Here is a 19450-nt window from a genome sequence, read left to right as displayed (position 1 = left end):
CAAGGGTCAACGCCATTTCCCTTTCCCCTTGACCCGGCTTCCCGCGGACGGCTAAATGCTCGAAAATTATGACCCGATTCATCCACGACCTGAAGCGAACCCACCATTGCAACGCCCTCACCAAGGCCGACGTCGGCAAAGAGGTGATCCTCTTCGGCTGGGTGGCGGTGCGTCGCGACCACGGCGGCGTGCTTTTCGTCGACCTGCGCGACCGCGAGGGCGTGACCCAGGTGGTCTTCAACCCCGAGGTCGATCCCCAGGTGCACGAGCTGGCCCGGCACCTGCGCTCGGAATACTGCATGGCGGTGAAGGGCAAGGTCTCGCCCCGGCCCGAGGGCATGGCCAACCCGCGCCTTCACACCGGCGAGATCGAGGTCCTGGCCGACCAATTCGAGGTCTTCAGCCCCTCCAAACCGCTGCCTTTCCAGATCGAGGATCAGTCGGACGCGGGCGAAGAGCTGAGAATGAAATACCGCTACCTCGACCTGCGCCGCGCGCCGATGCAGAGGAATTTTCTGCTGCGCCACAAGGTCGCCATGGCCGCGCGCAACTATCTCTCCGAGAACGGCTTCCTCGAGATCGAGACGCCGATCCTGACCAAGAGCACCCCGGAGGGCGCCCGCGACTTCCTCGTGCCCTCGCGGTTGCACCACGGGCAGTTCTACGCGCTGCCGCAGTCGCCCCAGCTCTTCAAGCAGCTCCTGATGATGTCGGGGATGGAGCGCTATTTCCAGATCGCGCGCTGCTTCCGCGACGAGGACCAGCGGGCGGACCGTCAGCTCGAATTCACCCAGATCGACATCGAGATGAGCTTCATCAACCAGGAAGACATCATCGGCACCATGGAGGGCCTCGTTCTGGCCATGTGGCGCGCCGGGCTGGGCGCCGAGCTCAAGCCGCCCTTTCCGCGCCTCTCCTACGACGAGGCGATGGCGCGCTTCGGCCTCGATGCGCCGGACCTGCGCTTCGGCCTCGAGCTGCAGGAGATCACCGAGATCTTCAAGAACACCTCCTTCAAGGTCTTCGCCGACACCGTCGCCAAGGGAGGCATGATCAAGGCGATCAACGCCAAGGGCAAGGCGGACCTCTCCCGCAGCGAGATCGACGAGCTGACCAAGTTCGTCGGCATCTACGGTGCGAAGGGGCTGGCCTGGATCAAGGTGCTGGAAAACGAGTGGCAGTCTCCGATCGTGAAGTTCTTCAGCGAGGAGGAGAAGGCGGCCCTCAAGGCCAAGCTCGACATGCAGGTGGGCGACTTGGTCATGTTCGTCGCCGACAAACCGAAGGTGGTCAACGACGCCCTGGGCAATCTGCGCGAGCACCTGGGCGCCAAGCTGGGCCTGATCGACGAGTCGCAGCTGGCCTTCGTCTGGATCTACGACTTTCCGATGTTCGCGTACGACGAGAAAGAGGCGCGGCCCGCGGCGGTGCACCACCCCTTCACCTCGCCGCGCCTCCAGGACATCGAGGGCCTCGAGGTCGATCCCTACAAGGCCCGCACCCAGGCCTACGACCTGGTCCTGAACGGCCACGAGATCGGCGGCGGCTCCATCCGTATCCACGACCCCAAGTTGCAGTCCAAGGTCTTCGACATCCTCAAGATCGACATCGAGGACGCCAAGCAGAAGTTCGGGTTTTTGCTGGAGGCCCTCGAGTACGGCGCGCCCCCGCACGGCGGCATCGCCTTCGGCCTCGACCGCCTCGCGATGATCATGGCGGGGGCCGCCTCGATCCGCGACGTGATCGCCTTCCCGAAGACGCAGAAGGGCACCTGCCCGCTTTCGGAGGCGCCCAGCCACGTCTCGGCGACCCAGCTGCTCGAGCTGGGAATCCGCACCGTCGAGAAGAAACAATAGACCCTGCCCGGGCCTTCGGCTACGATTCGGCCCATGGATTTCGATCTGATCGTGATCGGCGGCGGCGTCAACGGCTGCGGCATCGCGCGCGACGCCGCGATGCGGGGCTTCAAGACCGCGCTTGTCGAGAAGAACGACTTCGGCTCCGGGACGACCGGGGCCTCCTCGCAGATGATCCACGGCGGGGCGCGATATCTATTAAGCGACGTCCAGACCACCAAGCTCTCCTCCATCGACAGCGGCTACATCCAGAAGATCGTCCCGCACCTCCTGTTCCGCATCCCCTTTATCTTTCCGGTGCTGCGTAAGCCCGACAAGGCCGAGCTGCCGCAGAAGCTCTACTTCGAGGCCCTCGAGACCTACTTCGAGACCTATGACAAATACAGCGCCCTGAAGAACGGCAAGCCACACACGCGCCTCAGCAAAGACGAGGCTTTGGCCCTCGAGCCGGATCTGGTCGAGGACCTGATCGGCGCCGTGACCTTCGACGAGTGGGGGATCGACAGCTTCCGGCTCTGCCTGGCGAACGTCATGTCCGCGGTCGAGCACGGCTGCGAGGCCTACAACCACGCCGAGGTCACCGAGATCTTGAAGGAAGGCGGCCGCGTCACCGGGGTGCGCGTCAAAAATCTCCTCGACGGCTCGCGCCGCGAGCTGCGCGGCAGGCTGGTCTTCAACGCCGCCGGCCCCTGGGTGCCGCAGATCGCCGCGATGGCGGGCTGCGAGGTCAAGCTGAGACCCGCCAAGGGCGTTCACCTGGTCCTGGACCGCCGCATCACCAATTACGCGATCATGGCCAAGGCCATCGACGGGCGCAGCATCTTCCTGATGCCCTACCAAAACACCACCGTGATCGGCACCACCGACGACGACTACTTCGGCGACCCCGACGAGATTCCGATTTTGGAGGACGAGGTCGAATACCTGCTGGATGGCGTCGAGTCGGTCTTCCCCCGCGTCCGCCAGGCCCGCGTCATCAACGCCTGGGCCGGCGTGCGCCCCACCTTGTATCGCCGCGGCCCCTACGAGGACGACTTGAGCCGCGAGCACGAGATCTTCGACCACGAGTTTCGCGACAAGCTCCCCGGCTTCCTCTCGATCGCCGGCGGCAAGCTTGCCAGCTACCGCCTGATGGCGCAGGAGGCGGTGGACGCGGTCTGCCACAAGCTGGGCCGCGTCTCGCCCTGCCGCACGCACCAGGTGCCCTTGCCCGGCGGCGAGCGAAAGGTCGACCCCGAGCTGCTCGCCCGCGACTACGGCGTCCCGCTCTTTGCCGCCAACCGCCTCGTCTACCGCCATGGCTCGCGCGCGATCCGCGTCCTCGAGATGCTGAAGGAGCGGCCGACGCTGGGCAACGTGATCTGCCAGTGCGAGCCGGTGCTCGAGTGCGAGCTGCGCTATGCCATCCGCCACGAGTGGGCGCGCACGCTGGGCGACCTGCGGCGTCGCACGCGTTTCTCGATCGGGCCCTGCGAGGGGACGCGCTGCTTCATGATGGGCGCGCAGATCCTGGGCGAGGAGCTGGACTTGAGCCCCGCCGAGGTCTACGCCCAGCTGAACGCCTTCATGGAGAAGAGCTGGAAGGGGAGGGCGCCCGTCCTGGACGGGGCCTCCTTGCAGCAGGAAGAGTTCTGTTCCTCGGTGTATTTCAACGTGGGGAATTTGGATCAGTATTAATGGAAATCACCACCGACATCCTGATCCTCGGCGGCGGCCTCGCCGCCTACGCCGCCGCGGTCGAGCTGCGCGACGCCGGCCGCGAGACGCTCGTCGTCGCCAAGGCCCCGGGCGCCAGCGCCCTCAATTCCGGCGCCTGGGACATCGCCGACAGTCCGATCCGCGGCCCGCGCGACGAGTGGGCCGAGTGGCCCTCCTGGCGCGAGGGCCTCAAAGAAATCCTGCGGCGCCAGGACTCGCATCCCTACAGTGTGCTGGCCCGCGGCTTAGGCGACGGCGATTTCGCCGACTTCGTCGCGGCGAAGGTCCGCGCCGCCGCACAGGCCCTGCCCTTGGAAATGGCCGAAGGCGACCCGCTGGCCCTCGTGACCGACTTCGGCACCGTCAAGCCCAGCGCCTGGGTCCAGGCCTCGATGCGCGACGCCGACCTGCGCCGCTGGCGGGGCGCGAAGGTCTTGGTGCTGGGCGTCCCCGGTTTTCCCAACTTCAACGCGCGCTTCCTGCGGCATTCGCTCTTGGAGCAGCAGGAGCGCCAGGGCAAGAGCCACCTCGATTTCGCCGGCAGCCTCGACCTCGAGATCCCCGAGCTGCAGGGGCGCGTCTCGCTCAAGCCCGTCGAATTGGCCCAGCGCCTGGACCGCGAAGAGACCTTCGTCGCGGCCGGCCAGGCCATCGTGCGCTACCTCGAGGGCAAGGTCTACACCCACCTGCTCCTGCCGCCGGTGATGGGGATCGAGAACACCCCTGCCATCCTCGAGGCCCTGCGCCGCATCACCGGCCTGGCCGCCGCCGAGACCCTCTCGGGGCCGATGAGCGTGCCCGGCTGGCGCCTGCAGGCGGCGATGGAGAGATTCTTTCAAGAACGGGGGATCGAGCGCTTGGAGGGCGAGGCGGTGGGCTTCGACGCCGAGGGGCGGCGCATTAAATCGCTCTACGTGCACCAGGGCGACCAGCGCCACAAGGTTCGGGCCAAGGCGGTGATCCTCGCGACAGGAAAGTACGTGGGAGGCGGCGTCGAGCGCCGCGGGCGCTGGAAGGAGCCGATTTTCAATTTGCCGCTCTTCCTGCAGGGCAAGGCCCTGCGCGCCCAAACGCTTCCCCAGGTGTCGCGTCCCGGCGTCGCCGAGCGCCAGCCCTTCTTGGGCGCCGGCGCGGCGATCAACCCCATGGGCCAGCCCCTCGACGCCGACGGGCAGGTCGTCTACGACAATCTCTTCGCGGCGGGGGCGGTGTTGGCGGATTTCAATCCCGCGCAGGAGCGCTGCGCGGCGGGAGTCTCGATCGTCTCCGGCTCGGTCGCCGCGCGGCACGCCGCGGCGGCCTGCTAAAAAACCTCTTTTCAACAGCTTCTTAAGCCTGCGGCGCGGGGCTTGGCGCCGGCGCAGGCGGCGGCGGGGCCGCGGGCCGCGGCGTCTCGGAGGGCAGAGGGCCGCTCTTCGTCTGGATGGGAATTTCCTCGCCGCCGCGGGCCAGGTACCGCATGTAGACCTGCCAGCGCAGGTTCACGTAGGTGACGTTGATCAGGATGATCGCCGCGTAGATGCCGACGAAGACCACCAGCATGCCCGCGAACATCACGATCATCGCGACGGGGATGAAGACCAGGTAGGCGACGAGGAAATCCTTCCAGGTCGCCCGCGCGAATCTCCAGACCCTGCCCAGGTCCAAGGACTTGCCGATGTCCTCGGTCAGCTCGGCGCGCACCAGCGCCGCGCTCACCACGATGTTGAAGAAGATCATCAGGAGGAAGAAGAGCAGGAAGCCGAGCCCCATCCCGCCGAACAGGAGGAATTCTTTGCCGGGTTCGTCCAGGCGCAGGGCGGAGCCCAGGAGCGCCGCGCCGAACATTCCCGCGAACATCAGGACCATCACGATCAGGGTCATCGGAAGGGTCGCGATCAGGGTGACCACGAAGGGGGCGACGCCGCGCCCGAGGAAATAGAGGAAGTCGTTGAAGTCCAGCTTGGGGATGGGCTTGGGGTGTCCCTTGACCAATCGCTGGATGATCTCGCAGTGCCAGCCCATCAGGACGATGGGGCCGATGATCGGGATGAAGTTCATCACCGCGCCGATCAGGATGTTGTTGAGGGCGTTGACGTCCTGAAAGAGGAATTTGAAGGCGCCGAGGAAATCGAGGGGGACCGGCTGTCGAGCCGCCGCGGGGGTCGGGGGATTTTCGGTCATCGTCTCTCTCCTGGCCCGGGACCACAAGGCCATTGGGGTTTGGGGAAGCGGCGCTACTCGACGGTGGGCTTGACGATGCGCTCGCGCTTCAGCTTGTCGACTTCCTTGAGCAGGGTCTGCACCTCCGGTCCGGCGTCGGGGGGCGGCCAGGGTTGGGAGGATTTTTCATAATTCTTGCCGTTCCAGACGTAGACGCTGCGCTCCAGCGAGCGCTCGCCGCTGCGCTCGGGGCCCATGTCGAAGACGGTCAAGAGGTCGGTGTAGCCCTTCGTCTTGGTGGGCGTGATGATCACGCCCCAGGGCGAGAGGCTGGTCAGCTTGCCGTCGGCCTTCAGGATGATGCCCCATTTCTTTTTCTTCTTGTCGTATTGGATTACGAAGAATTGGCAGTTTTTCGTCTCGCCGCAGGCGGTCTTGGGGACGATGAACCACTCGGGGATGCCGTCGCCGTCGACGTCGAACTGGTTGCGGTTTTCAACCGGGATGTCGGGGGTGGTGTAGAGCTCGACCCCGCCGGAGGCGTCGTTGATCAGCTTGAGCATGTCCGCCTCGGCGAGCTTGGGTTGGTCTTGGGCCGGGGCAAGGGACGGAAAAAGTAAAATCCAAACGAGAAAGAAAACGACCTTTTTCATATGGGATCTCCGTAGGGGCGAACCTCGTGTTCGCCCCTACAACTTTATTATACAGGCCAATTCGGATAACCCGAAGGAATTTCAGCCCTTCCATCCCAGGCCCAGGACGTAGACCTCCCGCGAGGTCTTACGGGTGGCCTCCGGTTCGAAGACCTTGACCGTCTTGAAATGGTTACGGAGTTTTTTGAGGTATTCGGGAAATTCCTCGCCGGGGAAGAGCTTGGCGACGAAGTTCCCCCCTGCTTGCAGCCATCGCCCGGCGACCTCGAGGGCCTTCATCGCCAGCTCGTAGGAGAGATAGGCGTCCTTGAAGAAGATCCCGGTCAGCTTCGGCGACATGTCGGAGCAGACCGCCTGGACCTTCCGGCCCGCCAGTTGCTCGCCCAGCCAGGCGGCGGCTGCCTCGCCGTGGATGTCGCCGCGGAAGGCGCGGAGGTTGGGGGCGCCCTTGGCGAGGGGCTCGAGGTCGATGGCCAGGACCAGGCCCCGGGGGCCGACCGCCTTGGCGAGGACGACGGCCCAGCCGCCGGGCGCGGCGCCCAGGTCCAGGACCGCGTCGCCGGCGCGGACCAGACGGTGTTTCTGGATCATCTCCTCGATCTTGAAGCCGGCGCGCGAGGGCAGGCCCCGGGCCTTGGCTTGGTGGTAGAATCGGTCTTTGCGTTCGTAGGTCGCCATCGTTCCGCCGGAATTCCCCCTTCTGCTCGGGGGCTTTTTCTGTTAGCAAATCGCAAAACCCAAGGATATCCTTTCTTGGTTTTGCGGAGAATCCCATGGTCCTGCTCAAATCTACCGACATCCCCCTCGGCAGCCCGGCCCCCGATTTCCGCCTGCGCTCCGTCGACGGCAAGGAGTACGCGCTCGAGGATTTCGCCGGAGCCAAGGCCCTGCTGGTGATGTTTATCTGCAACCATTGTCCCTATGTGGTGGCCGTCGAGGACCGCATCGTCCAACTGCAGCGCGAATACGGCCCCAAGGGCGTCCAGCTCGTCGGGATCTGCGCCAACGACCCGACGGATTACCCGGACGACCGGCCCGAGAAGCTCCTCGAGCGCTGGCGAAAGAAGGAATACGGCTTTCCCTACCTGGTCGACGAGACCCAAGAGGTGGCCAAGGCCTACGGCGCGGTCTGCACCCCGGACCTCTACCTCTTCGACAAGGAGCGCAGGCTGTTTTATCACGGACGCATCGACGACAATTGGCAAGACCCCTCCATGGTGACGCGGCGCGAGCTCGCCGCCGCCCTCGACCGGGTCTTGGCCGGCGAGGCGCCTCCCGAGGAGCAATGGCCCTCGATGGGCTGTTCGATCAAATGGAAAAAGTGAAACCCCGCGACAACCCCGCCTGCGAGAACTGCCAGCACCGCGGCAAGAGCCTCTTCGGCACGCTCTGCGCCGACGACCTCGCGCAGCTCCAGCCCCATAAGAAGCTGCGTCATTACCGGCGCCGCGATTTACTGTTCGCCCAGGGCAACGTTCCCGAGGGCCTGTTCTGCGTCGCCTCCGGGCAGGTGAAGATCTTCCAGACCGGCATCGACGGCCGCGACCAGATCGTTCGGCTGGCGGGGCCGGGCGATCCCATCGGCTACCGGGCCCTCTTCGCCGACGAGGCCTACAACGCCTCCGCCGAGGCCCTCGAGGAGAGCGAGGTTTGCTTCATCGACCGGGCCTCCGTCTTGGGCCTGCTCGAGGACAAGCCCCTCTTCATGCGCCGGCTGCTGCAGTGGCTTTGCCAGGACCTCAAGCAGGCCGAGGAGCGGATGCGCCAGTTCGCCCAAAAGCCCGTGCGCGAGCGCATGGCCGAGACCCTGGTCCTATTGGCCCACGCCTTTGGCAAAAGGGTGCCCGGCGGGGTCCAGCTCGGCATCCGCCTCACCCGCCAAGAGCTGGCCGAGCTCGCCGGTACCGTCCTCGAGACGGCGGTGCGTTGCATCAGCGAAATGAAACGGGAAAAGTTGCTCCGCGGCGAGGGCCGCAACCTCATCCTCCCCGACCCGGCCGCCCTGGCCCGCGTCGCCCGCCTCGACCCTCCCTGAAACTTTCCGATTTTTTTGAAAAACATGACCTAGGTCAATGTTTCTTCGGGCGCGATTTCCTACATTGAGGCCCTTGGCGGAGACTCCGTTCAGAGGATTTCTCCGCGGAAAGCGGTTCCGATGTTGCAATGGCTCCCTGAAAATATCGCCAGTTACGGCGCCCAATACGACGCCGTCTTCGCCAATATCTATTACATCGTCGGCGCGTGGTTCTTGGCCGCGGAGCTGTTCCTGTTCTTCTGCATCTTTGCCTTCGGCCGCCGCAAGGGCCGCAAGGCCGGCTATCTGCCGGGTCACAGCTGGAAGGCCATGTCCTGGGTCCTGGTCCCCGCGGTGGTCGTCTTGGGCTTCGACCTGGCGATCGACCACCAGCAGGTCCCGATGTGGCGCGCGATCAAGGAAAAGCTGCCGCCCGCCGACCAGACCGTCACGGTCAAGGGCAAGCAGTTCGTCTGGGACATCACCCACCCCGGCGCCGACGGCAAGCTCGGCACCGAGGACGACAAGCAGACGATGAACCAGCTCTACGTCCCCGTCGACAAAGTCATCCACCTCAACCTCGAGGCCGAAGACGTCATCCACAGCTTCTTCATCCCCAACCTGCGCTTCAAGCAGGACGTGGTCCCGGGCCGCTCGATCAAGGGCTGGTTCAAGGCCGTGAAGACGGGGCAATACAAGATCTCCTGCGCCGAGCTCTGCGGCGTGGGGCACGGCAACATGGGCGGCTGGATCCACGTGTTGAGCGAGCAGGACTATCAAAAATGGTTGCGCGGCGAGGAAATCACGACCAGCCGCCTGGATAAAGACAGCCTCTAAGGGGAATCTCGATGTACCACATGCAAACGGAGCACGCGGTCGGCTTTTGGAAAAAATACGTCTTCTCGACCGACCACAAAGTCATCGGCCTGCAGTACATGATCACAGGCCTGTTCATGGCCATCCTGGGCGGCTTTCTCGCCTACGCCTTCCGCATGCAGCTCGCCTATCCCAACGAGGCCGTCCCCCTGTTCGGCCAGGTGGGGCCCGACGTCTATAACGCGATGGTCACGATGCACGGGACGATCATGATTTTTTGGGTCGCTCAGCCCATCCTGCTCTCCGGCTTCGGGAACTACCTCGTCCCCTTGCAGCTGGGGGCCGAGGATATGTGCTTTCCCCGCCTCAACATGCTGAGCTACTGGACCTTCCTGCTCAGCGCCGTCGTCCTGGTGGCCTCCTTCTTCGTGCCGGGCGGGGCGATGGGCGGCGGCTGGACCGGCTACCCGCCGTTGAACGCGCGGATGGATTACACCGGCGTCGACTGGGGCGGCACCCTCTGGATCCTGGCCCTGGCGCTGGAGTTCGCTGCGGCCCTGATGTCGGGGATCAACGTCCTCTCCACCACGCTCAACATGCGCACCAAGGGCATGACGCTGTTTCGGATGCCGCTCTTCGTGTGGATGCAGAACGCCGCGAATCTGATCTTCATGTTCTCGGTGGGCCCGCTGATCGCGGGCGCCCTGATGCTGTTGGCCGACCGCACCCTCCAGACCGGCTTCTTCATCCCGGCCCAGGGCGGCGACCCGCTGCTCTGGCAGCACCTCTTCTGGTTCTTCGGCCACCCGGAGGTCTACGTCCTGCTGCTCCCGGCTTTGGGAATTCTCTGCGAGGTCATCCCGACCTTCGCGCGCAAGCCGATCTTCGGCTACCGCATGATCATCTATTCGGTGGTGGCGGCGGGCGTCTTGAGCTTCATCGTTTGGGCCCACCACCAGTTCGTCAGCGGGATCAACCCGCAGCTTGCGGTGGCCTTCTCGCTCACCACCATCATGATCTCGGTGCCCTTCGCGGTCATCGTCTTCTCCTTCCTGGCCACCCTGTGGCGGGCCTCGATCGAGTACAAGGTCGCGATGCTCTTCGCGCTCGGCATGCTGGCCGAATTCCTGATCGGCGGCGTGACCGGCATCCATCTCGCCTCGACGGCGACCGACATCTATCTCCACGACACCTATTTCGTGGTGGCGCACTTCCATTACACGATGTTCCCGATCACCTTCTTCGGGATGTTCGCGGGGATCTACTATTGGTTTCCGAAGATGTTCGGCCGCAAGATGAACGAGGGGCTGGGCTGGATCCACTTCCTCGTCACCTTCGTCTCCTTCAACGTGATCTTCATCCCGCTCTTCGCCTTCGGCCTGGCCGGGCACCAGCGGCGCATCTCCGATCCCAGCCTTTGGGAAAACCTGGTGCCTTACCAGCACCTCCACGTCATCGCGACCGTCGCGACGATCGTGTTGCTGCTGGGGCAGATCCCCTTCGTCTTCAACTTCTTCTGGAGCATGAAGAAGGGGCAAAAGGCCGAGCGCAACCCCTGGAAGTCCAACACGCTGGAATGGGATACGCCCTCGCCCCCGGGACACGGGAATTTCGAGACGGCGCCGGTGGTCTACCGTTGGCCCTACGAGTACAGCGCCCCCGACCGCGAAGATGACTATCGTCCGCAATGGCTGGCCCCCGAGGCCAAGCCCTAAACGATTGAGGTACTATGAGCACGGCAGCGACAGCGACTTTGGATCGGTACGAAAGCCCCAGCGTGGTCACGGGCCGCATGGGCATGTGGTGGGTTCTCGCCTCCGAGATCGTCATCTTCGGCGGCGCGGTGGTCTGCTACCTGCTGTACCGCTGGCACCACCCGGAGTGGGCGGAGTCTGCGGTCCACACCAACGAGTTGATCGGCGTGATCAACACGGTGGTGCTCTTGACCAGCAGCTTGACCATCGTTTTGGCCCACGACGCCGCCCATCACGGCGACGCGCCTCGCGCCAAGCGACTGATGGGCTTCACCATACTGCTGGGTCTGGCCTTCCTGGGCTTCAAGGCCTACGAGTACAGCCACGAGGTCGCCGCCGGCTTTACGCCGGTTAAAAACCTGTTTTGGTCGTTTTATTATTTCCTGACCGGGCTGCATGCGCTCCACATCGTGGCCGGGTTGATCGCCATCTCGGTCGTGATGCGCGGGGTGGGCCGGCGGGAAAATATGCAGCGGGTGGAGTACGTCGGCATCTACTGGCACTTCGTCGACGTGGTGTGGATTTTTCTTTTTCCCTTGCTTTACTTGGCGCCCAAATTTTGAGGAAGGACGAGGCATGAATCGCGGGACCTACATCAAGATTTATTTCATCCTTCTGGCGATGGTCGGCGTGAGCGTCCTGCTGGGGCTCGCGGGTCATACCCGCATCGCGGTCGCGGGGATCTTCGCTACGGCGCTCTTCAAGGCGAGCCTGGTGCTGGGCTACTACATGCACCTGAAGACCGAGAAGAACTGGGTGAAGTGGATGCTGGCCTCCGGCGTCGCCTGCCTTGTCATCCTCTTCGTGGGCCTGATCCCGGACATCGTCTACGTCTACGGGAGGATCGCGGGAAACTGATATGGGACCTTACGTCGACTACATGCCCCGAGCCGTCCGCTTCGCGCCCAAGGAGCCCGCCTTCGCGTCCAACGGCGTCCTGGGCATGACGCTCTTCCTCTTGGCGGAGCTGATGTTCTTCACGGGCCTGATCAGCGCCTACCTGGTGCTGCGGGCCGGGGCGGGGGATTGGCCGCCGCCGGGGCAGCCGCGCCTGCCCGTCGCGGCCACCGCCTTCAACACCCTCCTGCTGCTGGGGAGCGGGGTGACGATGGTCCTGGCCCGAGGTCGGGCCCTGCGTCCGGGGCCAAGCGCGTATCGGGGCTACTTGATCGCGACCTTGCTCTTGGGCGCCGCCTTCGTGGCGATTCAGGGCTTCGAGTGGGTGCGGCTGATCGGCTACGGCCTGACGACCAATTCCAGCATTTACGGCGGGACCTTCTATCTCCTGATCGGCGTCCATGCCCTGCACGTCCTGGGCGGCCTGGCGGTCCTGGCCTACGCGCTGCGGAAGACCCGCGGCTTCCTCCCCGCCGCGGGGCGCGGCCGCCGGTTGACGGTGGCGGCGATGTATTGGCTGTTCGTGGTCCTGTTGTGGCCGGTGCTCTATGGTTTGGTCTATTTTTAAAACCCTCGTCTTGGTCCTAGGTATGGCGCTCGTTCCGGGGGCCGCTTTCGCCTGCTCGGTCTGCTTCTCCGCGCAGGGCGACACGCTGCTGGCCTATTACGGCACCACGCTCTTTATGATCCTCTTCCCCTTGGCGCTGGTCGGCGCCTTCGTCTATTGGCTATACCGCCAGCACCGCAAGCACTCCGCCTGAATTTCCAAGCGTTCGGGCGCCCCTTGACCTTTTGGTTTTTTAGTTTATATATTTATTGACTAATGAACTAAAAGGCCGCGTATGAACCCCCGAAGCCTCCAAATCTACGAACTGCAAGCCGAAATCTGCAAGGCGCTCGCCAACCCCCTGCGCCTGCGCATCCTCGACCTGATCTCCGAGGGCGAGAAGAGCGGGTCGCAGCTCTTGGAAATTCTCAAGATCCCCAAGGCGAACCTCTCCCAGCACCTCGCGGTGCTGAAGGGGGCGGGCATCCTCAAGGAGCGCCGCCTGGGGCCAAGCCGCATCCTGGCCCTGGCCATCCCGCAGATCGAGGAGGCCTGCGAGCTGATCCGCAAGGTCCTCGCCCAGCGGCTCCAGCTGGAGGGGAGGGAGGCCGAACGCGCCCGTGAGGTTTTGAAACGGCAAAAAAGGAGGGCCTAAACCATGGAAGGACTGATCTTTCGCCAGCTGTTCGACCACGACACCTGGACCTACACCTACCTGCTGGCCGACGCGGAGACCCGCGAGGCCGTGCTGATCGACACGGTCCGCGAGCAGGCGCCCCGCGACCTCCAGCTGCTCGAGGAATTGGGCCTGAAGCTGAAATACGTGCTCGACACCCATGTCCACGCGGACCACGTCACGGGGGCCGAGGAGATCCGCAAGGCCACGGGCGCCAGGACGGGGGTCGGCGCGGCGGCGGAAGTCGCCTGCGCCGACTTGGCGCTGAAGGAGGGCGACGAGGTCCCCTTCGGCCGCTTTCGCCTCAAGGTCTTGGCCACGCCGGGGCACACCAACGGCTGCCTGAGCTATTTTCTCGGCGACCGCGTCTTCACCGGCGACGCGCTCTTCGTCCGCGGGACGGGTCGCACCGACTTTCAGCAGGGCTCTCCGGAGCGACTCTACGACAGCATCCAAAAGCTCTTCGCGCTTCCGCCCGAGACGCGGGTCTATCCCGGCCACGACTACCGCGGCATGACGGTCTCGACGGTCGGCGAGGAAAAGCGCTTCAACCCGCGCGCCGGAGGGGGCCGGGGCAAGGAGGAGTTCGTGGCGATCATGAAGTCGCTCAAGTTGGCCATGCCCAAGAAGATTCACATGGCGGTCCCCGCCAACCTGCAGTGCGGGCGCAAGGCCGGGGACGAGCTGCCCCTGGCCTCCAAGCAGCTGCAGGCGGAGGCGGCGAAATAAATGCTGCTGGCGATCGGAAGCCTGGTGGTTGGTTTGAGCCTGGGGATCTTCGGCGGCGGCGGGTCCATCCTGACGGTGCCCCTGCTGGTCTACGGAGGGAAGCTCCCGGTCCAGGAGGCGATCCCGCTTTCCCTGATCCTGGTGGGCCTGACCAGCGCGGCGGCGACCTTGCATTACGGGCGGCAGGGCCTGGTGGATTGGAAGCACGGCCTCCTGTTCGGCCTCTTCGGCATCGCCGGCGCGGCGGCGGGGGCTTGGCTCAACTCGCTTCTCCCCGCGGGGATCCTCTTGCTCGCCTTCGCGGCCTTGATGGTGGCGATGGCCCTCCTTATGTTCCGTCCGCCCGGCGTGAGCCCCTGCGAGCGGGTCGGCCTGGGCCGGGCCTTTTGCGCCTCGGTCAGCGGGACTGGGGTGGGGGTCTTGACGGGGCTCTTGGGGGCGGGCGGCGGTTTCTTGATCGTACCGGCCCTGGTCCTGCTGCTGGGCCTCGAGATGTGCCGAGCGGTGGCGACCTCGGTCTTCGTGATCGCGCTCAACAGCGCCTCGGCCCTGGCCGTCAGCCGGCCCGAGCTGGGGGAATTCCTCGCCTGGCCCTGGCCGGCCTTCCTCGCCCTGGCCTTGGCCGCGGCCTTCGCGGGCGCGAGGCTGGCGCCGCGCCTCCCCCAGGCCGCGCTGCGCAAGGGTTTTGCCGCTTTGGTGTTGGTTTTGGGCCTTGGCATCCTCCTGGCGGAGGGGCTGAGCTTAGCCCGATAGAAGAAGGAGTCCGCTTATGAAACTGAGTCCGCAAGAAGTCCAAGCCCGCCTGCTGGAGCCCAAAGAATCCGTCTGTTTTATCGACGTGCGCTCCCTGGATGAATTTCAATCCGGGCACGTGCCGGGCGCCCGCTGTGTACCTCTGGACCGGCTGGAGGAATCTCTCGCCACGTTGCCACGGGATCATCTGATCCTGCTGGGCTGCCAATCGGGGCGCCGCAGCCAAGCGGCCTTCGAGCGGCTTCGCGTCCTAGGCTTTCAAAATCTCGCCGAGCTCGCGGGCGGCTTCAGCGCCTGGCAGGGGGCGGGGCTCCCGGTGGTCGCCGCGCGGCGCTCCGCGATCCCGGTCCAGCGCCAGGTGATGATCGTCGCGGGGGCCTTGGTCGCGATCGGGACCTTCCTCGGCCTTTGGCTCCACGCCGGTTTTTTGGCCATTCCCGCCTTGGTTGGCCTGGGTCTGTTTCAGGCCGGGCTGAGCGGTTGGTGCGGCATGGCCCAAGTGCTGGAAAAGATGCCGTGGAACCGTAGTCCCGTCGCGGGCGGCCGATAATCCCTCCTTCGCCATCGAAGTTCCTTTCGGCCGCGGACCGGCCTTGCGGGAGGGGTTCGCCTTTTCTAGACTGCGCCCAAGCTAAGTGGTCGAGAACCTTGATGAGTTAAGGGGAATGTGGTGTCGCTTGACGAGCCGGATTCAGCGTGCTACCAAGCCGAACCTTGATGTATCTCAAGGTTGCACCTTGCCGATAACACCCCTGAATTAAAGGACATTTCTTTCATGGAACTCAAATACGGCTACGGTCTGGTCCCCGACCTCTCCGCCCACGGTGCCGGGATCGACCACCTGATCAAGGTCCTCCATGTTTTCATGGTCGTTCTCTTCGTGGGTTGGGGCGTCTTCCTCCTCTACTGTCTTATCAAGTACCGTCGCCGTCCCGGCCACAAGGCCAGCTACGAATCCAACAAGAGCAAGCTCCCGAAATACGCCGAGATCGCGGTCGTGGGTTTCGAGGTCTTCTTGCTGGTGGGTCTCTCCTTCCCGGTTTGGTCGAAGTACAAGCGGGATTTTCCGGCCGAGAAGGACGCCCTGGTCGTGCGCGTGATCGGGCAGCAATTCGTCTGGAACATTCATTACCCCGGCGAGGACGGGAAGTTCGGTCGCACCGATCCCAAGCTGGCCAGCGGCAGCAACCCGCTGGGCATCGACGACAAAGACCCGGCCAGCTGGGACGACGTCGTCTCCGTCAATCAATTCCACATCCCCGTCAACAAGCCGATCATCAGCCATATCTCGGCGATGGACGTCATCCACAGCTTCGGGGTGCCGGTGCTGCGGCTCAAGCAGGACGCGACCCCCGGCATCGAGGTCCCGATCTGGTTTCAGGCGGTCAAGACCGGGGTCTTCGACATCGTCTGCTCGCAGCTCTGCGGCGTCGGCCACAGCCTGATGAAGGGCGTGGTCACCGTCGAGTCCGCCGAGGACTACCAAAAGTGGTTCGCCGAGCAGCCCAAGCAATTCAAGCCCAAGTCCGCGGAACAGGACTCCGCTCCGGCGGCAGAAAAGAAGCAAGAGGGTTAAGTCATGCATCAGCCAGTTCACGCCGAACACCATGAAGCCGCCCACGCCGAGCACCACGAGCTGGGCTTCATTCAAAAATACATCTTCTCCGTCGACCATAAGGTCATCGGTATCCAGTACACCGTCACCGCTCTGCTCTTCCTGTTCTTCGGGTTCTGCCTGATGATGCTGATGCGCTGGCAGCTCGCCTATCCCGGCGAGCCGCTACCGGTGATCGGCGATTGGTTCGGCGAGGGCATGCCCGGCGGGGTCATGCTGCCCGAGTTCTACAACTCGCTGGGCGCCATGCACGGCACGATCATGGTCTTCCTGGGCGTCGTCCCGCTCGCGGTCGGCGGCTTCGGAAACTACCTCGTCCCCCTGCAGGTGGGCGCGCCCGACATGGCCTTTCCCAAGCTGAACGCGGCCAGCTACTGGGTGTACTTCGTCGGCGGCGTCATCATGCTGGCGAGCTTCTTCGTCCCGGGCGGCGCCGCCAATTCGGGCTGGACGAGCTATCCGCCCCTCTCGGTCGTCGCCACCACCGGGCAGACCTGGTGGCTGATCGGCATGGTTGCCTTGATCACCTCCTCGCTCTTGGGTTCGATCAACATCATCGTCACCATCGTCCAGCTGCGCGCCAAGGGCCTGTCCTTCTTCCGGCTGCCCTTCCTGGTCTGGGCCCAGTTCGTGACCTCGTTCCTGCTGCTCCTGGCCTTCCCGCCCCTCGAGGCGGCCGGCATCCTGCAGCTGATGGACCGCGTCGCGGGCACCAGCTTCTTCATGCCTTCGGGCCTGGTGGTCAGCGGCAACGCCTTGCCCTTGGCGGGCGGCGGCAGCCCCCTGCTGTGGCAGCACCTCTTCTGGTTTCTCGCCCATCCCGAGGTCTACGTCTTGATCCTGCCGGCCATCGGCATCGTGACCGAGGTCATTGTCAACAACACCCGCAAGCCCCTCTACGGCTACAAGACCATCGTCTACGCGGTGCTGTTCCTGGGCTTCATGTCCTTCATCGTTTGGGCCCACCACATGTTCATGACCGGCATGGGCGTGACGATGAGCAACTTCTTCCAGGTGACGACCATGATCATCTCGATCCCGTCGGTCGTCGTCCTGACGGTGCTGATCCTCACCCTGTGGGGCGCGTCGATCCGTTTCACGCTGCCGATGCACTTCGCCCTGGCCTTTTTGCCGATGTTCGCGATCGGCGGCCTGACAGGCCTGCCGCTCGGCCTCACCGCCTCGGACATCTACCTGCACGACACCTATTACGTGATCGGGCACTTCCACTACGTCGTCGCCCCGGGGACGCTGTTCGCGCTGTTCGCGGGGATCTACTATTGGTACCCGAAGGTGACCGGCAAGCAGATGAGCCGCTTCTGGGGCAAGATGCACTTCTGGCTGTCCTTCCTCGCCATCAACGGCGTCTTCTTCCCGATGCTGATCCAGGGCATCGCCGGCCTCAACCGCCGGCTCTACGACCCGACTTTCTACGCCCATGGGGCCGCCATCCAGGAGCTGAACGTGATCATCTCGATCTCGGCCTGGTGCCTCGGCGCCGCCCAGCTGATCTTCATCCTGAACTTCTTCCTCAGCCTGAAGTGGGGCAAGAAAGTCGGGGACAATCCTTGGGAGGCCACGACGCTGGAGTGGGCCACGCCCACGCCCCCGCCGCACGGCAATTTCTTGACCGAGCCCGTGGTTTACCGTGGGCCCTACGAATACAGCGTGCCCGGCGAGGAGAAGGACTTTCTTCCCCAGCACGTCGCACCGGCCAAGGCTTAGGTTTTATCGCATTGATGAGGAGAGCAACGCATGTCCGCTGAAATCCATTATATCGACACCCCGCATCCCGTGACGGGGGTGACCAACTCGAAGCTGGCCATCTGGCTCTTCCTGGCCTCCGAAGTCATGTTGTTCGGCGGCCTGTTCTCGGCCTACATCCTGCTGCGGGTGGGCAGCCCCAGCTGGCCGCACGGTCCCGAGCTGCTCAACATCCCGCTGGCCACGGTCAACACGATGGTCCTGATCACCTCGAGCGTGACCATGGTCATGGCCTGGGCCTCGCTGATGCTGAACAGCCTGACGAAGTTCCGCGTCTACATGAGCGCGACCATCCTGCTCTCGTTGGTCTTTTTGGTGATCAAGTACTTCGAGTACGCCTCGAAGTTCGCGCACCACCACTACCCCTCCACCGACAATTTTTACGGGATCTATTTCACACTGACCGGCCTGCACGGCCTGCACATCGTCGGCGGGGTCTTGGTCAACGCTTATTTATTGCTGGTCGCGGGCAGCGCCTTCAAGAAGGCGCCCAAGATGTTCACCGGCCGGGTCGAGGCTGCCGGTCTCTACTGGCACTTCGTCGACCTGGTTTGGATATTCCTGTTTCCGGCGCTGTATCTACTGTAAAAGGAGCTCCCATGGAACACGGCCACACTGAAGAGATGCTGAAGCACATCAAGATCTACATTTTCGTCTTCGTGGCCCTGGCGGTCTTGACGCTGGTGACGGTCTGGGCCTCCCACCTCCAAGTGTCGGGCACTCTGCACATCGTCATCGCCATGGCCATTGCCACCCTGAAGGGGGCCCTGGTGGCCCTGTTCTTCATGCACCTGATTTCGGAGAAGAAGGCCATCTATGGCGTCTTGATCTTCACCGTGGTATTCTTTTTCGCGTTGATGTTCATTACCTTCTTCACGAATATGAATATGCTTCGTTCCACCTTGGGGTATTAGGTTTTCCCTTAGGAGTTTTCCTTGTCGCTGCGCGCCTTTCATCTCTTCTTCATCACGGTCTCGGGACTGCTCTCGCTGTTCCTGGTGGTCTGGGGCCTCTACGACTTCAAGACGACCGGCGCGGGCATGGGCCTGGGCTTAAGCCTGCTGGGGACCGTCGGGGTGGTCCTGCTTTCCGTCTATTTCCGTTGGTTTCGGCAAAAATACCCCAAGCTGACCCCCATGTTGCTGGCGACCCTGGTCTTGGGCGTGTCGGTCTCCCAACCTCGTCTGGCCGCGGCCTGCTCCACCTGCTACCTCGATCCCAACAACCCCCTCACCAAGGGTGCCATCATGGGCGTCGTGGTCCTGGCCGCCATCATCGTCGGCGTGCTGATCGGGATCGCCTATATCGGCTATTCCTGGCACCGCCGGGCGAAGCTGATGTCCACGCATCTTTGATCCATCCCCATACTCCATATTTTTCATCCCTTTTTTCATTACGTGCACACAGGCTGGAAATCGGAATACTCCCCGGAATGCATCAGGCAGGAGGGAGGGCGTAGGAGCGGAAAAAAAGCTGAGAGAGCACAAAATTTAGGGGCTGACGAAGGAAGACCCTAAATTTTCGTGCGAACCAGCT

22 protein-coding genes are annotated in these 19450 nt (G+C 63.7%); 19 read left to right on the top strand and 3 right to left on the bottom strand.

Annotation, left to right across the window (positions count from 1 at the left end; all coding sequences use genetic code 11):
* The first annotated feature begins 68 nt into the window (after positions 1 to 68).
* The 3 genes from aspS to FBR05_06890 are packed head-to-tail and all read left to right on the top strand — an operon-like array spanning position 69 to position 4861.
* Positions 69 to 1856, top strand: coding sequence for an aspartate--tRNA ligase (aspS, locus tag FBR05_06900; GenBank protein MDL1871917.1), 1788 nt, complete (start codon positions 69 to 71; stop codon positions 1854 to 1856).
* A 33-nt stretch (positions 1857 to 1889) separates the two neighbouring features.
* The gene (locus FBR05_06895) at positions 1890 to 3533 is read left to right on the top strand and encodes an FAD-dependent oxidoreductase (GenBank protein ID MDL1871916.1); all 1644 of its coding nucleotides are present in this window, start codon (positions 1890 to 1892) and stop codon (positions 3531 to 3533) included.
* Positions 3533 to 4861 (top strand): FAD-binding protein, encoded by a 1329-nt coding sequence (locus tag FBR05_06890; GenBank protein ID MDL1871915.1) that lies wholly within the window; start codon positions 3533 to 3535, stop codon positions 4859 to 4861. Before FBR05_06895 ends, FBR05_06890 begins: the two co-directional genes overlap by 1 nt.
* A gap of 22 nt (positions 4862 to 4883) precedes the next feature.
* Here FBR05_06890 and FBR05_06885 read toward each other — a convergent pair whose 3' ends face one another.
* The 3 genes from FBR05_06885 to FBR05_06875 all read right to left on the bottom strand — a co-directional run bounded on the left by FBR05_06885 (position 4884) and on the right by FBR05_06875 (position 7027).
* Complete coding sequence (locus FBR05_06885) at positions 4884 to 5750, bottom strand: DUF4013 domain-containing protein (protein MDL1871914.1); 867 nt, start codon at positions 5748 to 5750, stop codon at positions 4884 to 4886.
* A 20-nt stretch (positions 5751 to 5770) separates the two neighbouring features.
* Positions 5771 to 6349, bottom strand: a complete 579-nt coding sequence (locus FBR05_06880; protein ID MDL1871913.1) for a hypothetical protein — start codon at positions 6347 to 6349, stop codon at positions 5771 to 5773.
* A gap of 81 nt (positions 6350 to 6430) precedes the next feature.
* A complete protein-coding gene (locus FBR05_06875) occupies positions 6431 to 7027 on the bottom strand; it encodes an RlmE family RNA methyltransferase (protein ID MDL1871912.1) in 597 nt (198 codons plus the stop codon).
* 95 nt (positions 7028 to 7122) lie between these two features.
* Between FBR05_06875 and FBR05_06870 the strand changes: the two genes are divergently transcribed.
* The 16 genes from FBR05_06870 (at position 7123) to FBR05_06795 (ending at position 19269) form a co-directional block, all read left to right on the top strand.
* Positions 7123 to 7674 carry a thioredoxin family protein gene (locus FBR05_06870; protein MDL1871911.1) on the top strand — a complete coding sequence of 184 codons (552 nt, stop codon included), beginning with the start codon at positions 7123 to 7125 and terminating at the stop codon, positions 7672 to 7674.
* Positions 7635 to 8384, top strand: a complete 750-nt coding sequence (locus FBR05_06865; GenBank protein ID MDL1871910.1) for a Crp/Fnr family transcriptional regulator — start codon at positions 7635 to 7637, stop codon at positions 8382 to 8384. Before FBR05_06870 ends, FBR05_06865 begins: the two co-directional genes overlap by 40 nt.
* Positions 8385 to 8504: 120 nt before the next feature.
* The gene (locus FBR05_06860) at positions 8505 to 9200 is read left to right on the top strand and encodes a cytochrome c oxidase subunit II (GenBank protein MDL1871909.1); all 696 of its coding nucleotides are present in this window, start codon (positions 8505 to 8507) and stop codon (positions 9198 to 9200) included.
* A gap of 11 nt (positions 9201 to 9211) precedes the next feature.
* Complete coding sequence (locus FBR05_06855) at positions 9212 to 10894, top strand: cytochrome c oxidase subunit I (GenBank protein ID MDL1871908.1); 1683 nt, start codon at positions 9212 to 9214, stop codon at positions 10892 to 10894.
* 14 nt (positions 10895 to 10908) lie between these two features.
* Positions 10909 to 11496: a cytochrome oxidase subunit III gene (locus tag FBR05_06850; protein MDL1871907.1), complete on the top strand. Its 588-nt coding sequence runs from the start codon at positions 10909 to 10911 to the stop codon at positions 11494 to 11496.
* Between the two features lie 13 nt (positions 11497 to 11509).
* Complete coding sequence (locus tag FBR05_06845) at positions 11510 to 11791, top strand: hypothetical protein (protein ID MDL1871906.1); 282 nt, start codon at positions 11510 to 11512, stop codon at positions 11789 to 11791.
* Between the two features lies 1 nt (position 11792).
* Positions 11793 to 12398: a heme-copper oxidase subunit III gene (locus tag FBR05_06840; GenBank protein MDL1871905.1), complete on the top strand. Its 606-nt coding sequence runs from the start codon at positions 11793 to 11795 to the stop codon at positions 12396 to 12398.
* Between the two features lie 274 nt (positions 12399 to 12672).
* Complete coding sequence (locus FBR05_06835) at positions 12673 to 13032, top strand: winged helix-turn-helix transcriptional regulator (GenBank protein ID MDL1871904.1); 360 nt, start codon at positions 12673 to 12675, stop codon at positions 13030 to 13032.
* 12 nt (positions 13033 to 13044) lie between these two features.
* The gene (locus tag FBR05_06830) at positions 13045 to 13782 is read left to right on the top strand and encodes an MBL fold metallo-hydrolase (protein MDL1871903.1); all 738 of its coding nucleotides are present in this window, start codon (positions 13045 to 13047) and stop codon (positions 13780 to 13782) included.
* A complete protein-coding gene (locus FBR05_06825; GenBank protein ID MDL1871902.1) occupies positions 13783 to 14535 on the top strand; it encodes a sulfite exporter TauE/SafE family protein in 753 nt (250 codons plus the stop codon).
* A 16-nt stretch (positions 14536 to 14551) separates the two neighbouring features.
* On the top strand, positions 14552 to 15085 hold the full coding sequence (locus FBR05_06820) for a rhodanese-like domain-containing protein (protein MDL1871901.1): 534 nt from the start codon (positions 14552 to 14554) through the stop codon (positions 15083 to 15085).
* A 225-nt stretch (positions 15086 to 15310) separates the two neighbouring features.
* Complete coding sequence (locus tag FBR05_06815) at positions 15311 to 16111, top strand: cytochrome c oxidase subunit II (GenBank protein ID MDL1871900.1); 801 nt, start codon at positions 15311 to 15313, stop codon at positions 16109 to 16111.
* Between the two features lie 3 nt (positions 16112 to 16114).
* Positions 16115 to 17875 (top strand): cytochrome C oxidase subunit I, encoded by a 1761-nt coding sequence (locus FBR05_06810; protein ID MDL1871899.1) that lies wholly within the window; start codon positions 16115 to 16117, stop codon positions 17873 to 17875.
* 30 nt (positions 17876 to 17905) lie between these two features.
* The gene (locus tag FBR05_06805) at positions 17906 to 18502 is read left to right on the top strand and encodes a heme-copper oxidase subunit III (protein MDL1871898.1); all 597 of its coding nucleotides are present in this window, start codon (positions 17906 to 17908) and stop codon (positions 18500 to 18502) included.
* 11 nt (positions 18503 to 18513) lie between these two features.
* On the top strand, positions 18514 to 18828 hold the full coding sequence (locus tag FBR05_06800) for a hypothetical protein (GenBank protein MDL1871897.1): 315 nt from the start codon (positions 18514 to 18516) through the stop codon (positions 18826 to 18828).
* Positions 18829 to 18849: 21 nt separating this feature from the next.
* Positions 18850 to 19269 (top strand): hypothetical protein, encoded by a 420-nt coding sequence (locus FBR05_06795; protein MDL1871896.1) that lies wholly within the window; start codon positions 18850 to 18852, stop codon positions 19267 to 19269.
* Positions 19270 to 19450: the final 181 nt, after the last annotated feature.

This window comes from Deltaproteobacteria bacterium PRO3 (assembly GCA_030263375.1).
Taxonomy (GTDB): domain Bacteria; phylum UBA10199; class UBA10199; order DSSB01; family DSSB01; genus DSSB01.
This window is presented reverse-complemented; position numbering and strand designations above follow the sequence as displayed.